Raw genomic sequence first — 14,876 nt, 5'->3', positions numbered from 1 at the left:
TCTTCGCGGGCAAGCCTCGCTCCTACAACGTGGTGTCAGGCTTTGGCGGGTTCGAGTGCCATCTCAACAGCTTCCGGCCGCTTGAGCAGCGCATACGCCACCGCCGTCAGCAGGCTCCCCGCCACAATCGCCAACAGATACAACAGCGCATGATTGATCGCATTCGGGATCGCCAACACAAACAACCCACCGTGCGGCGCCATCAGTTTGCAGCCGAAATACATCGACAACGCACCGGTCAGCGCGCCACCGGCAATGCTCGCCGGAATCACTCGCAACGGGTCTTTGGCGGCAAACGGAATCGCCCCTTCGGAGATGAAACACAGCCCCAATACCAGCGCCGCTTTACCGGCCTCGCGCTCGGTCTGGGCAAATTTTCGCCGTGCGATAAACGTGGCGATGCCCAAGCCAATCGGCGGCACCATGCCGGCGGCCATGGTCGCGGCCATCGGGGCATAACTTTGCGAGGCCAGCAGCCCCACCGAGAACGCATACGCGGCTTTGTTGATCGGCCCGCCAAGGTCGACGCACATCATCCCGCCGAGCAGCACACCGAGCAGAATCGCGTTGGTGGTGCCCATGCTGTCGAGGAAGTGCGTGAGCCCTTCGAGCATCCCCGCCACCGGTTTGCCGACGATGTAAATCATCACCAGGCCGGTGAACAGGCTCGCCAGCAACGGGATGATCAGAATCGGTTTCAGTGCCTCAAGACTTTGCGGCAAGCGCGCATAACGATTGATCGCCTGCGCCGCATAACCGGCAATGAAACCGGCAATGATCCCGCCGATAAAACCGGCGCCCAGAGTGCTCGCCAGCAGGCCACCGATCATCCCCGGCGCCAGGCCCGGACGGTCGGCGATCGAGTAGGCGATGTAACCCGCCAGCAGCGGCACCATCAACTTGAACGCAGTCTCGCCACCGATCTGCATCAGTGCGGCGGCGAGTGTGCCTTCCTCCTTGAATGCGGAAATGCCGAACACGAACGACAAGGCGATCATCAGACCGCCCGCCACCACCATCGGCAGCATGAACGACACGCCCGTCAGCAGGTGTTTATAGACGCCGGTCTTCTCTTGTTTGGCCGGGCCTTTGGCACCGGTCGAAGCGGTTTCCTGCTTGCCTTCGGCCAGCGCTTTATTCAGCGTCGCCTCGGCTTGCTTCAACGCAATGCCAGTACCGCAACGGTAGATTTTCTTGCCGGCAAAACGCTCGGTGGCGACTTCGATATCGCACGCCAGCAGCACCACATCGGCATCGGCAATCGCTGCAGCGCTGAGTGGATTGCGCGCACCGACCGAGCCTTGGGTTTCCACTTGCAGGTCGTAGCCCAGACGCTTGGCCGCTTGCTGCAAGGCTTCGGCCGCCATGAACGTGTGAGCGACACCGGTCGGACACGCCGTGATCGCCACCAGGCGTGGCGCGTTTTGAACGGTGGTAGCAGGTTGCTCGACAGCTTCGGGCGCGACATACACCTGAGCTTCTTCAGCCCCGCGTCGTAGCACCGCTTCGACATCCTGCAGGGCATGCGCGGGCGTGCTCTGGAACACTTTCTTGCCGACGAATCGCGACATATCCACCGGCGCACTGGTGACCAGTAGCACCCACTCGGCCGCTTCAATCGTGGCAGCCGACAGCTGACGTTCCGGATGCGCGGCATCGACCACTTCGACGCTGGTGCTCCAGCCCTGACGCTGGGCCGCTGCATCGAGCAAACGGGCGCACAGCACACTGGTGACCATGCCGTTCGGGCAGGCCGTAACAATGGCTAGTTTCATGACAAACCCTCTTATTGTTCTGTCAGGGTGCGGATGCGCACGCCCTGTTCGAGCCGCGCCAACTGCGCGACATCGCCAATTCCGAAACCGATCTGCGTGACCGCCATCGCGGCGATTGCCGTGGCGGTGCGCAGGGTCTGTTCAGGCGTGTCGGCACTGAGCAAACCGTGGAGCATGCCGGCCAGCAACGAATCGCCTGCGCCCACGGTGCTGACGACACTGACCTTGGGCGGCGTGGCGTGCATCGCCGAGCCGACACTGAACCAGTTCACGCCATCGGCCCCGTGGGAGATCACCACATGCTCGATGCCTTGAGCGTGCAAACGGCTCGCCGCTTCGGCTTGTGCCGCCACCGATATCACCTCGCAACCCAGCGCGTCGGCCAACTCTTCAGTGTTCGGCTTGATCAGCCACGGGCCGGCCTTGAGCGCTGCACGCAAGGCTTCGCCGCTGCTGTCGAGGGCAACGTTAAGACCGAGGTTTTTCAAACGCTCAATCAACGCCTGCAACCACTGCGGGCTTATTCCCTGCGGCAGGCTGCCGGCCACCACGACCGCGTCATGACCGGGCGCAATCTGCTCGAGTCGATCCAGCAGCGCCTGCTGAGCCGTCGCATTGACCATCGGCCCCGGACCGTTGATGTCGGTGATCCGACCATCGTTTTCCGCCAGTTTGATGTTGCTGCGCGTCTCACCGGGCACCCGGATGAACGCATCGACAAAACCGCGTTTGGCGAACAGGGTTTCGAACGCTTGAAGGTTGTCCTCACCGAGGAAACCGCTGACCGTCAGCTGATGGCCGAGGTCGGCGAGCACCTGCGCCACGTTCACGCCTTTACCGGCGGCGTGGGTGTGCATTTCGTCGCTGCGATTGACTTGGCCGGGCTCGAGGCGCGGCAACTGCACCGTCAAGTCCAGCGCCGGGTTGAGCGTCAGGGTCAGGATTTTGGCCATTACAGGGCCTCCACTAATGCGCGCACTTCATTGGCGCTGCCCACGGCCAGGGCCTGTTGGGCGAGAATTCTGGTTTGGCTGAGGCTGAGTTCGCGGATGCGTGCCTTGACCTCGGCAATGCTGCGACCGGACACGCTGAGTTCGTCCACGCCGAGACCGACCAGCACCGGCACCGCCAGCGGATCGGCTGCCAGCTCGCCGCACACGCCGACCCACTTGCCGTTGGCATGGGCCGCGCGCACGGTGATGTCGATCAGTTGCAGCACCGCCGGGTGCAAGCCGTCAGCCTGGGCCGACAAGGTTGGATGTCCCCGGTCGATGGCCAGGGTGTATTGAGTCAGGTCATTGGTGCCGACGCTGAAGAAGTCGACTTCCTTGGCCAGCACCGGCGCCAGCAAGGCCGCCGATGGCACCTCGATCATGATCCCCAGTTGCAGATCAGCCACCGGGATTTCCAGACGCAGACGCTCGGTCATGTCCCGCGCCTGGCGCCACTCATCGACGCTGCCGACCATCGGGAACATGATCCGCAACGGGCGGTTGTCCGCTGCACGGAGCAAGGCGCGCAATTGCGCTTCCATGATCTGCGGACGCTGCAAGGTCAGGCGAATGCCACGCACGCCGAGGAACGGGTTTTCTTCTTTCGCAATCGGCCAGTACGGCAGTGGTTTATCGCCACCGACATCGAGGGTGCGAACCACCAGGGGACGACCGGCCAGGCCGTCGAGGACGCGGCGGTATTCGACTTCCTGGGTGGCCTCGTCCGGCGCCTGGGAATGGGCCATGAAAATCAGTTCAGTGCGCAGCAAGCCGATGCCTTCGGCACCCTGCTCCACCGCGCTGGTCACGCCGGCACTTTCGCCGATGTTGGCGAACACTTCGACCGCATGGCCGTCGGTGGTCAGCGCCGGTTGATGGCGTTGTTCGGCGGCGGCTTTCAGGCGTTGTTCGCGGGTGTCGCGTTCTTCGGTGGCGCGCTGCAAGGTTGCCGCGTCGGCGTCCACATGCAGGCGACCGCGCTGACCATCAATCAGCAACGGCGTGCCCGGCGCCAGCAGCAACACCGCCGCACCAGCGCCGACCAAGGCCGGAATGCCCAGCGCCCGGGCGACAATCGCGCTGTGAGCGGTCGCGCCGCCACGGGCCGTGAGAATGCCGGCCACACGGGTCGGATCGAGACGGGCAACGTCGGACGGGCCGACTTCGTCCATCACCAGAATGTACGGCTGATCGGGTTCACTCGGGGTTTCGACGCCGCTGAGTTGCGCCAGCACCCGACGACCGATGTCGCGCAGGTCGGCAGCCCGTTCGGCGAGCAAGGCGTCCTGCAACGATTCCTGTTGTTTGGCCGCCGCTTCAATCACCGCCATCCACGCCGCTTCAGCGCTTTCGCCTTGCTTGAGGCGGGTGTCGACTTCATCGGTCAATTCCGGGTCGTCGAGCATTTCCTGGTGGGTGATGAAAATCTCGCGGATGGCTTTGGATTTGCTGCGTTCGATCAAGCCTTCGATGTCGCGGCGCACGTGCACCAAGCCCTGCTTGAGACGTTCACGCTCAATGGCGGCAGACTCGCCACGCAACGGGTATTCGATGGTTTGCAGCACTTGAATGTGCGCCGGGCCAATGGCGATGCCCGGTGCAGCGGCAATGGCCTGGACCAGACTGCCGGACGCTGGCGCCAGGAGCACTTCGGCGACATCGGCAAACACCTCGCGCTGCTGGCTCACGGCGGGCAACGGCTCGACGTCTTCACCGAGGCCTTCTTCGATGGCGGCCAGCAAGGCTGGCAAGGCATCGGCGGCGATGCTCGGTTCAGCGACGAACTCCAATACCTGACCGCGCCGGGCGCCGAGGCTGAGCAGTTTGCTCAAGCTCTTCACCGACACGGCGCTGTCCTGGCCATCGACGATGCGCACGCGGATTTCGCCTTCAAAACTTTTCGCCAACTGCGCGAGGATCTTCGCCGGGCGGGCATGCAAACCGTGGGCGTTGGCCAACGCAATGCGCGCGCTCGGCCAGTCCGCCGGCAGTTCACCGCCCAGCACTTCGAGGACTTTACGGCTGCTGGTGGCGCGACCCAGTTCATGGCCACGGCCTTCGATCAGCAGCGCACACAGGCGTTCGAGCAAAGCCTGATGCGCCTCGCCGAGGCTGGCCAGGCAGAACAGGCCACTGAGGGGCTGGCCGAGGTAGCGCATGGGCTTGTCCGGCGTGACGAACGCCAGGCCCGGACGCTTGACCGTTTGTTCGCTGTGCAGCCACCACAAGCCATCGCCCAGCGGCAGCGCTTCGACCTGTTGCAAGACGGCGGAGAACCCGTTACTCACGCAATCGGCCTGGCGCAGCAAACGCGCGCCGCGCCATACAAGTTCTTCGAAGTCATCGGCGGAGACACCAAGGCCGATCATTTGTGCATCCAGCGCCAGTTCCTGCGGTGCCCCTTGCAGCAGTTTCAATAAGGCTTCGGCGGAACTGGCGCGACGCAGGGCCTGGCCCAGGTCGGTTTCTCCGAGGGCACGGGTCAGCAGTTGCAGCAGTCGCAGGTGTTCATCGGATTTGGCGGCAATGCCGATCGCCAGGTAAACGATCTGGCCGTCGCCCCAGTCCACGCCTTCGGGGAATTGCATCAGCCGCACACCGGTGGAAAACACCTGATCGCGGGTTTCCGGCGTACCGTGAGGGATGGCAATACCTTGACCGAGAAAGGTCGAGCCCTGGACTTCCCGGGCCTGCAAACCGGCGAGATAACCCTCGGCCACCAGGCCATCGGTGACCAGATGCCCGGCCAGTAATTGCAAGGCTTCGGACTTATCCACAGCCGACTGGCCCATGGATATCTGCTCTATGGTGAGCTCGAGCATGCTTTCTCCTTTTTGGCGTCTGTGGGCGCCAGGTATTGTTTTGGATGATTCCAGCTTAGGCGCTTCGTCATCATTTTTGGCGGTTTCACGGCAGAACCGGCCAAATGCGCTTATAACGTAGAAAATACGCTTGCTGAAACGTTTAATCTAGAATGATTGGCACGTTACTCGATTATGTCCCATCCTTGAAGTCCAACTTGTCGGAAGCGTTGCGACAATGGTCGTCTGCCCGAATCGGGTAGGATTGTCGAAAATGTCGGGGCAAGCTCGAACAAACAAGGAAATCCCGAGTTGAAACTCAGTGATATCGCACAGTTGGCCGGTGTGTCCGTTACCACCGCCAGTTATGTCATTAATGGCAAGGCCGAGCAGCAACGTATCAGCAGTGCCACCGTCGAGCGCGTTCGTGCGGTCGTCGAACAACATGGCTTCACGCCCAACCCTCAGGCGGCGGGGCTGCGCAGTCGGCACACCCGCACTTTGGGCTTCATTCTGCCGGACCTGGAAAACCCCAGTTACGCAAGAATCGCCAAACTGCTCGAGCAAGGCGCCCGGGCGCGCGGTTATCAATTGCTGATCGCCAGTTCCGACGATGCGCCGGACAGTGAGCGGCAATTGCTGCAACTGTTCCGCGCCCGGCGCTGTGATGCCTTGATCGTCGCCAGTTGCCTGCCGGCCGGTGATGACAGTTATCGTCTGTTGCAGGCCAAAGGCATTCCGATCATCGCCATCGACCGGGTGATGGAGCCTGAGCATTTCTGTTCGGTGATCAGCGATGATCGCGAGGCCAGCCTGCAACTGACCCGCAGTCTGCTCGACCCGCTGCCCAAGCAAATCGCGCTGATCGGTGCCCGCCCCGAGCTGAGCATCAGCCAGGAACGTGCCGCCGGGTTCAAGGAGGCGTTAAGCGGGTTCAAAGGCGACGTGCTGATCGAGCACGGCGAATCGTTCAGCCGTGAGTGCGGCAAGCAGTTGATGGAGGAATTGTTACAGCGCCTTGGGCATTTGCCGGATGCGCTGGTGACCACGTCTTACGTGCTGCTTCAAGGCGTGTTCGATGCCTTGCACGACTTCCCGCTGAAAACCCGTCCGCTGCGCCTAGGCACCTTCGGCGACACGCAGTTGCTGGACTTCTTGCCGCTGCCGGTCAACGCCATGGCCCAGCAGCATCAGTTGATTGCCGACAAGGCCCTGGCGCTGGCGCTGGCCGCCATCGAGCAGTCCGACTACCAACCCGGCGTGCAAGCCATCGCGCGGACCTTCAAGCAGCGTATTCGCCAGGACTGAACCGTGGAGCTGATTGACAGCCACACTCATCTGGATTTTCCGGACTTCGACGAGGACCGCACGGCACTGCTCGCCGAAAGCCGCGCCCTCGGGGTACGGCGGATGGTGGTGCTGGGGGTTTATCAGGGCAATTGGCAGCGGGTCTGGGACTTGGTGCAGAGCGACCCCGACCTGCATGCGGCGCTCGGTTTGCACCCGGTGTACCTGGACCAGCATCGCCCTGACGATTTACTCGAACTCGGTGACTGGCTGACCCGCCTGGCGGGTCATCGGCAATTGTGTGCCGTGGGCGAGATCGGTCTGGATTACTTCATCGAAACCCTCGACCGTGAGCGCCAGCAGGCCTTGTTCGACGCGCAACTGCAACTGGCGGTGGACTTCAATCTTCCGGCGCTGATTCATGTGCGGCGCAGCCATGCCGCGGTGATTGCCACGCTCAAACGGTTTCGATTGAAACGCGCGGGCATCATTCATGCCTTCGCCGGCAGCAAGGAAGAGGCGCGCGAATACATCAAGCTCGGTTTCAAACTGGGCCTGGGCGGCGCCGCGACCTGGCCGCAGGCGCTGCGCATGCACCGCGTCCTCGCTGACCTGCCCCTGGAATCAGTGGTGCTGGAAACCGATTCACCGGACATGGCGCCCGCCATGTTTCCCGGTCAACGCAACAGCCCGGCGCACCTGCCGGCGATTTGCTCGGCGCTGGCCGGCATCATGGCGACCAGTCCCGAGCGATTGGCGGCCGCGAGCACGGCCAATGCCTGCAAGTTGTTCAACTGGTAAATCAGCCCTGCACAAAAACCTGCTCCCACATTTGATCCTTGTGTGTCGTCAGACCCGGAACGCGCTGATCAGTTGTTTGAGTTCCAACACTTGGGCCGACAATGCTCGACTGGCATCCTCGGTCTGGTGCGCCCCTTCGGCGGTACGTTCACCCGCGCGGTTGATCTCGACGATGTTCTGGTCGATGTCGTGGGCCACTGCCGTCTGCTGCTCCACCGCGGCGGCGATCTGTTGGTTCTGGTCGACGATCATGCCGACGGCACCGAGGATGTTTTCCAGCGCTTGCTGGACCTTTTCCGACTGCCCGACGGTGCCATCGGCCACCTGATGGCTGACGCCCATGGCTTTCACCGCCGCGCCGACACCATTCTGGAGCTTGGTGATCATCTGCTCGATTTCTTCGGTCGATTGCTGGGTACGCTTGGCCAGGGTCCTGACCTCATCGGCCACCACCGCAAAACCACGCCCTTGCTCACCGGCCCGAGCGGCTTCGATCGCGGCGTTGAGCGCCAGGAGGTTGGTCTGCTCGGCGATGCTTTTGATCACTTCCAGCACGCGGCTGATGGATTGACTGTCGCTGGCCAATTGGTTGACCACCCGCACCGACTGATCGATCTCGCTGGCCAGTTGCGCGATGCTGCCCTGCTGGGACGCCACCAGGCCGCGACCGCTGATGGTTTCGTCGTTGACGCTGTGGGCACTGCTGACTGCTGCGGCGGCACTGCGCGCCACCTCAAGGGAGGTGGCAGACATCTGGTTCATGGCCGTGGCGACCTGCTCGATCTGCGAACGCTGCCCCGCCACCGCCTGGTTGCTTTGGGCAGAGACACTTTCGACTTGTCCGGCCTGGCGCTCGACCTCATTGACGGTCTGGCCTACGCGCTCGATCAGGTCATGGATTTTCTTCACGGTGCCGTTGAACACCTCGCCCAACTCGCCCAACTCGTCGCGGCTTTCGGCCCGGAAAGTGACGGTCATGTCGCCCGCTGCAACTTTGTCCAGCGTCGCGCCCAGACGTTTGAGGGTGGTGCGGGTCGAGGCGTAGAAGCCGCCGTAGAGGTAGAAAATCAACACAAACACCACCGACAGCGCCACGGCCTGCAAGACCATATGGGTGCGGTTCTGCTCCAGTCGCTGCTGCAACTGGGTGCCGAGGAATGCCAGGGTGGCTTCGTTGAGTTGGTAGGTCTGGTCCATCAGGCCGGTGACCTGGTCGTAAAAGGCCTGCCATGGCGCATCGAGGGTGTCGGCCATCACCACCTGTTCTTCGAACAGTTCACTGGCCTTTTTCAGCGAGGCCTTGCTGCTCTCGGCCTGGGCGGCCAGGGTGTCACGCGCCGCTTTGCTGGAACCCAATGCATCATTGAGCTTCAGACCGTATTCGCCCTGGAGCTTTTCGATCTGCGCCAGCAGCTCATCAAATCGGGTGCTCGACGACGAATTCAGAAAACCTTGCCCAAGCGAATAGGAACCCATCGCCCGGCCGTCGCCCAGGATCTGCGTCACAGGCGGAGTGACGTTGGTAATGAGTTCGCTGAGCTGACGCATGTCGCTCTGGGTATCGCGGCTCAGGCCGGCTTGACTGGCGATGATCTGGCTGAAAATCTGCGCGCTGCCGAGCAACTTGCCGATCATCCCACTTTTGCTTTGCAGGGAGTTTTCCGCTTGCTGGGCCTTGAACGCCGCGATCATTTCATCGCGCTTGCCATCGAAAACCGTGATCTGCTCCGGATCAGTGGTCATCGCCGTCAGCCCTTGCAGGCGGGCCAGAACACTTTGCTCCAGAGTGCTGATCTTCGTCTCGACATTACCGGCCTTGCCGGACTGGCCAAGGGTGACGTTGATTTGCACCAGGTTGTTCAGGGTTTCCAGATCACGCCGCAGGGTCAGGCTGCTGCCGAGCAGGTCGAGGCTTTGCAGCTCGACTTGTGTGCCCTGGAATTCACGATAGGAGTCGCGGACCAGATAGAAGTTGGTCACCAGCATCGGCACGAGGAACAGCACACTGATCAGGCTGAACTTCATGCCGAAGCTCAGGCGATTCATCAGCGCGACGGCGGGATAGAGCAAGCTCTTCACTGGAAGTCTCCCTTTTGATTCTTATTTTTATTGGCAGGCGCGGGTCGACGGCAGATAGCCACTATTCAGCGCTATCCCTGTATAGCTTAAATCGGCTGAGGGTTTTGTAACTTAAGGTTAACGGCAGATCGCCGGACTTGAGATCGATGATCATCTTGTGGCGAGGGAGCCTGCTCCCGCTCGTCTGCGAAGCAGACGCAATGCAGGCGAGCGGGTTTTCCTGACATATTCGCCTGGCCGTTTGAGGGCGCTGCGCGCCCAGCGGGAGCAAGCCCCCTCTCCACAAAGATGTTCACGCAAGACAGCCGTTGGTTTACGGAAGGACCGTCCACAACGCAAAACCTGCATACCAGAGCACCGCCGCTCGCAGCAGCAATTCCCAGATCCGGTCCAGGCTGTTGATACCGTCCGGTCCGACGACCGGTGCAGGAATTTCGCCAGCCACCAGGCCAACTTTCTCGATCAACTGGGCAGCGCTGATGTTCCAGTTCAGCAGTTCATGCAGCATGACGCGGCTGACCGCGACAAAATTTCCGACCAGCGCGAAACTGGCCGCCAACAGACGCACCGGCACCCAATCAAACGCATGACGCAACTGTGCAGCGCGCTCGACCACAGCAGGGTTCTGCCCGTGCTCTTCAGCCAGCGCCAGCAGCCGGTAGCTCAGTGCGGCGACCGGGCCCAGCACGAAGTACCAGAAAATCACCGCGAAAAAGCTCTGGTACGCCTCCCACAGCAAATGCCCTTCGACCCGCTCAAGCAGTTGCTCGCCGCTATCGGCGCAGATGTCCACGTCGCGCTTCGCCACATGGGCGGCGGCTTGCAGGTCTTCCCGGCGCCAGGCATCGCGAAACGGTCCCAGGCCAGCCAGCAAATCGCCGCGACCCAGACTGTAAATCACCACCAGCAGGTGCACCGGCAATGCCAGCAACCCGTAGGCCACCGGTTCAAGCACCACCAGCAACAAACCCAGCAGCGCCACCGGCAACAACACCAGCACCACCAATACCAGCCATGGCCGATCAATCAGGCGCGGGCTGACTTCAAGCTTGTTCAGTTCACGCACCCAACCGCCGTCACGTTGGACCCGATGGCGCAAGGCCGAGAATTTCTCGATCCAGACGGCCAACAGCAACACCAGAAAACTCATCGTTGTTCCTCTTGTTCCAAAGCGGCTTTTGCCAAGGCGGCGCGGTAGCGTGCCCAGTCGAACGCGGGTCCCGGATCCGTCTTGCGCCCCGGTGCGATGTCGCTATGCCCGCAGATGCGTTGCGCCGTGATCGCCGTAAAGGTGCTTTGCAGTTGTCGGGTCAGAGTCGTCAACGCCTGATACTGGGCGTCCTCGAACGGAAGATCATCCGTGCCCTCAAGTTCGATGCCCACAGAAAAATCGTTGCAGGTCTCCCGCCCCTCGAAACTCGAGACACCGGCGTGCCAGGCGCGCTCAAGACAAGAGACAAACTGAGTGACGGTGCCGTCACGTTCGATCAGAAAGTGCGCAGACACCCGCAGGTCAGCAATACCTGCAAAATAGGGATGCTCCGTGACATCCAGACGATTCTGGAAAAATTCCTGCACCTTGCCGGTGGCGAACTGCGCTGGCGGCAGGCTGATGTTGTGGATCACCAGCAGGGAAATTTCGCCCGAGGGGCGCGCATTGAAGTTGGGCGAGCGGCATACACGCACGCCCTGACACCAACCGCTCGCGGGGTCCAACTGCATACAGGTTCCTTCAACGACGACTGTGTTGGCGCCCAGTATGCCGCGATAGGCCCTCGGGGCGCGATCACTTGCCGCGATTGAGACGCCGCAGATTGCCCAGCACCGACTCCAGGGCCCGGTCGAACAGCAAGGTATCGTCCAGCGCCCGCACCGCGCCACGGCGAAATTCCAGGGCCAGGCCGGTGCGGCTGCGCTCCAGCACTTTCATTCCCGTGCGGTCGACAAAGATGTATTTGCCGGTGGAATCGATGATCGCTGCCAGCTTGCAACGCAGGGTGTTTTCATCGTCTTCCTGAAACTCGACCCAGCAGCCCGGACGCAGTTGATCGACCTGAAGCAAACCGGCATCGTCCGCCGGCAACCGCACAGACACCAAATCGGCCAGGCCTTCGTCCGCCGTGTGCAGCACGATTTGCTGCAACACTTCGACCATTACCGGCGGGTCGACGGGTTGTTCAGCCGCCTGACCCGGGCGCTCGAACAGTTGCACGTGCAAGGTTTCCAGCTCACTGAAAAACTCACTGGTGGCGAACGGATCGAACGCCGAGCTGCTCAATCCGTCGCGCAAGGCCTTCAGCAGCCCGGGCACCAGCGCCAACAAACGCAGGCCGGCATCGGGCTCGTCATGGCGCTGCACGCTCCAGATCAATTGCTCCATAGTCTGCACATCGGCCTGCCATTGCGCCGACGCATCACCATGTTTGAGGCAGGTCAACAACAGCACTTTGCTCCAGGCCTCCTGCACGAAGACCACCACAGCCTGGGGCAGCACTTTGCCCAATAACGCCTGATTCAGCGCCTGCTCGACACGCTGGCGAGCCAGTTCGGTCCTGGCGCGGCCTTCCTCGGCGTCACGGGTACGCTGTTCCAGCAGTTCGCTGCGGCGGCGCTCATCACTGGTGAAGGCGAGAAAATCCGCCAGCAATTCGGAAAAGATCGCCGGATCATCAACAAAGTCGTTCAACAGACGCTGGACCACTTGCTCGATGCGCAGGTACAGGCTGTCACGCTCGTGGTCATCGCACTCCCCCCAGCCCATCGCGGCGGCAGCGATTTCGTTGAGCAGACGCCGGGCCGGGTGGCTGGCCCGGCTGAAGAAGCTCTTGTCGAGCACCGCCACTTTGAGCATCGGAATCTGCAACCGACCAATCAGCGCCTTGAGGGAGTCAGGCAGGTTGCGGTCATCAAGGATGCATTCGAAGAGCATGGCGATCAGGTTGATCACGTCTTCGTCAGCCACGCCGACCACGCGCGACTTGCCGCTTTTGACGCTGACCCGGGTTAGCAGCTGTTCGAGCTGGTTACGCAGATCGAAGTCGTCCTGGGTCGCCAGCGCCGGCACGTATTGCTGCAAGTGCGAGAGCAGGCGCAACAGGTCTCGGGTGGAAATGGGCTGTGTCTGGGCACTGGCTTCGAGGGTCGGCGCGACACTGCCGCGCACGTGTAGCAGCAGCTCCTGCAACGCGGCAAAGACTTCCTGCACGCCATCGTCGACCGGTGCATGGCCCGAGTGGATGCCGACTTCGATCGGTTCGGCATAGGCGCTGGCGGCGGCATGATCGCTGGCTCGCCGCGTGGGAGCGGGCTTGAGGTCGGGCAACACGCCGGTCGCGATGAGCAGTTGATTGGCTTCGGCGTACAGCTGATCAGTGCTGCTGAGCACGTAGCGATCGAATAGTTTGAGAATGATCAGCTTGACCTTGATCTCCACCCCCAGGTTGCGCCAGGCCTGCAAGAAATACTCGCAGAGCCGCGCAGGCCCTAGCGGGTTGTGCTCATCGTCCAGCGCCTTGCCCAGCAAAGCACTGAGTCGGGCTGTCAGTTGGTCAAGAGCGAACCCGTCGCGGCTCAGCACTTTGCTGACCATGGCGTCCACCGCGACGCTGCGTTCCAGATCGTCATTGGGCAATGCATCGGTTTCAAATGCCAATGCCTGAGGCAAGGCCGCCTGGGCGCTGTCGTGCTGCGAGAGACTGACGAACGCCTCGAAGAAGTGTTCGAGAAAACCGCGTTCGATGCTTTTTCGCTTGAGTCGCAAGTCGCGCATGGCTTCGAAAAAGAGGTTCTGCTCGACATCGCTGCGGGCCCGATCAGCCATTTCGAACAGCGTGTCGTCGGCGTTATCAAACAGCTCCTGCAAGCCATGCCTGAGCTGTTGAGTGGCCTTGTCGCGAACCTGAAGCAGAATCACAGGCAGGCGGGCGAGCGGCGATTGCGTCGCCTGACCGGTAGCCGCCTTGTGCAAAGGCACTACATTCCCGTCGTTGTGCATCCAAGCCTCCTGAAACGGTGATTCTGCGAATAGTCGTAAATCCAAACGAACGTCAAAGCCATGACGTCAAAAGCAAGGCGGATTATCTTGCAAAAGCGCTCCCGTGTACCAGCAGACTCTGTGCTACGTATCGAAATAGACGCATAGGAAAGACGTTGACTTAGTGCCGATGATTCAAGGGAATCGACCAAATGCAGGTTTGCAGGTGAGGGGAACGCCTCTGATGCCTTGGGTTGCCTCGCGCCATGGCCCTATAATCGGGCCACTTTGTTTGTGGAGCCCGTTATGCCGAATCTACGTCTCGCCGATTTGACCGCCGAAATCGAAGCCAACGTGCGCCGTGCGTTGCTCGAAGACATCGGCAGCGGCGACATCACCGCACAGCTGATCCCGGCCGAACGCCTGGCAAAAGCCACCATCATCACCCGCGACGCCGCGGTCATTGCCGGCACCGCATGGGTCGATGCCGTTTTCCGGCAACTCGATCCACGGGTCGCGGTGCACTGGCAGGTGCGTGACGGCGAACGGGTGAAACCCAATCAGGCGCTGTTTCACCTCGAGGGCCCGGCACGCTCGCTGCTGACCGGCGAACGCTGCGCACTGAATTTCCTGCAATTGCTCTCGGGCGTGGCCACGCGCGCGCAATACCTGGCGGATTTTGTCGCCGAGACCCAGGTGAAGCTGCTCGACACCCGTAAAACCCTGCCAGGGCTGCGTCTGGCGCAGAAGTACGCCGTGACCTGCGGCGGTTGCCACAACCACCGCATCGGCCTGTACGACGCCTTCCTGATCAAGGAAAACCACATCGCCGCCTGCGGTGGCATTCCTGAGGCCATCAACGCCGCGCACAAGATCGCCCCGGGCAAGCCGGTCGAGATTGAAGTGGAAAGCCTGGTGGAATTGAAAGAAGCCCTGGCGGCGAGTGCCGACATCATCATGCTCGATGAGTTGAGCCTGGATGACATGCGTGAAGCCGTGCGCCTGAACGCGGGCAAGGCGAAACTGGAAGCCAGCGGTGGTATCAACGAAAACACGCTGCTGCCGATCGCCGAAACCGGGGTGGATTACATTTCGATTGGTGCGATGACCAAGGATGTGAAGGCTGTCGACCTGTCGATGCGCTTAAGCCTCTAAAACGCAGCTTCGA

General features: G+C 61.5%; 10 protein-coding genes. 3 read left to right on the top strand and 7 right to left on the bottom strand.

Features of this window, described 5'->3' with window-relative positions:
- Positions 1-35: 35 nt before the first annotated feature.
- The 3 genes from JIO00_RS04360 to ptsP are packed head-to-tail and all read right to left on the bottom strand — an operon-like array spanning position 36 to position 5,589.
- Positions 36-1,775: a PTS fructose-like transporter subunit IIB gene (locus JIO00_RS04360; RefSeq protein WP_010463455.1), complete on the bottom strand. Its 1,740-nt coding sequence runs from the start codon at positions 1,773-1,775 to the stop codon at positions 36-38.
- Between the two features lie 11 nt (positions 1,776-1,786).
- On the bottom strand, positions 1,787-2,728 hold the full coding sequence (gene pfkB, locus JIO00_RS04355; protein WP_010463457.1) for a 1-phosphofructokinase: 942 nt from the start codon (positions 2,726-2,728) through the stop codon (positions 1,787-1,789).
- Positions 2,728-5,589, bottom strand: coding sequence for a phosphoenolpyruvate--protein phosphotransferase (ptsP, locus tag JIO00_RS04350; protein ID WP_010463459.1), 2,862 nt, complete (start codon positions 5,587-5,589; stop codon positions 2,728-2,730). Before ptsP ends, pfkB begins: the two co-directional genes overlap by 1 nt.
- A 291-nt stretch (positions 5,590-5,880) precedes the next feature.
- Between ptsP and cra the strand changes: the two genes are divergently transcribed.
- Positions 5,881-6,876, top strand: a complete 996-nt coding sequence (gene cra, locus JIO00_RS04345; protein ID WP_010463461.1) for a catabolite repressor/activator — start codon at positions 5,881-5,883, stop codon at positions 6,874-6,876.
- Positions 6,877-6,879: 3 nt separating this feature from the next.
- Complete coding sequence (locus tag JIO00_RS04340) at positions 6,880-7,656, top strand: TatD family hydrolase (RefSeq protein ID WP_200667731.1); 777 nt, start codon at positions 6,880-6,882, stop codon at positions 7,654-7,656.
- A gap of 48 nt (positions 7,657-7,704) precedes the next feature.
- Here the strand turns inward: JIO00_RS04340 and JIO00_RS30105 are convergent, their stop codons facing one another.
- The 4 genes from JIO00_RS30105 to JIO00_RS04320 all read right to left on the bottom strand — a co-directional run bounded on the left by JIO00_RS30105 (position 7,705) and on the right by JIO00_RS04320 (position 13,729).
- On the bottom strand, positions 7,705-8,409 hold the full coding sequence (locus JIO00_RS30105) for a methyl-accepting chemotaxis protein (RefSeq protein ID WP_371857853.1): 705 nt from the start codon (positions 8,407-8,409) through the stop codon (positions 7,705-7,707).
- Positions 8,410-10,048: 1,639 nt separating this feature from the next.
- Entirely contained in the window at positions 10,049-10,885 is an 837-nt protein-coding gene (gene ampE, locus JIO00_RS04330; protein ID WP_010463467.1) for a regulatory signaling modulator protein AmpE, read from the bottom strand.
- Positions 10,882-11,457 carry a 1,6-anhydro-N-acetylmuramyl-L-alanine amidase AmpD gene (ampD, locus tag JIO00_RS04325; RefSeq protein WP_010463469.1) on the bottom strand — a complete coding sequence of 192 codons (576 nt, stop codon included), beginning with the start codon at positions 11,455-11,457 and terminating at the stop codon, positions 10,882-10,884. Before ampD ends, ampE begins: the two co-directional genes overlap by 4 nt.
- 64 nt (positions 11,458-11,521) lie before the next feature.
- Complete coding sequence (locus JIO00_RS04320; RefSeq protein ID WP_200667729.1) at positions 11,522-13,729, bottom strand: DUF1631 domain-containing protein; 2,208 nt, start codon at positions 13,727-13,729, stop codon at positions 11,522-11,524.
- 285 nt (positions 13,730-14,014) lie between these two features.
- On the opposite strand from JIO00_RS04320, the gene nadC reads away from it, so the two are divergent.
- A complete protein-coding gene (nadC, locus tag JIO00_RS04315; RefSeq protein ID WP_200667727.1) occupies positions 14,015-14,863 on the top strand; it encodes a carboxylating nicotinate-nucleotide diphosphorylase in 849 nt (282 codons plus the stop codon).
- Positions 14,864-14,876 lie beyond the last annotated feature (13 nt).

The sequence above is a fragment of the Pseudomonas sp. SW-3 genome, assembly GCF_016615645.1.
Lineage (GTDB): Bacteria > Pseudomonadota > Gammaproteobacteria > Pseudomonadales > Pseudomonadaceae > Aquipseudomonas > Aquipseudomonas mandelii.
Note: the sequence above shows the minus strand (reverse complement) of the source record. Positions and strands in the feature narration are given on the sequence as shown.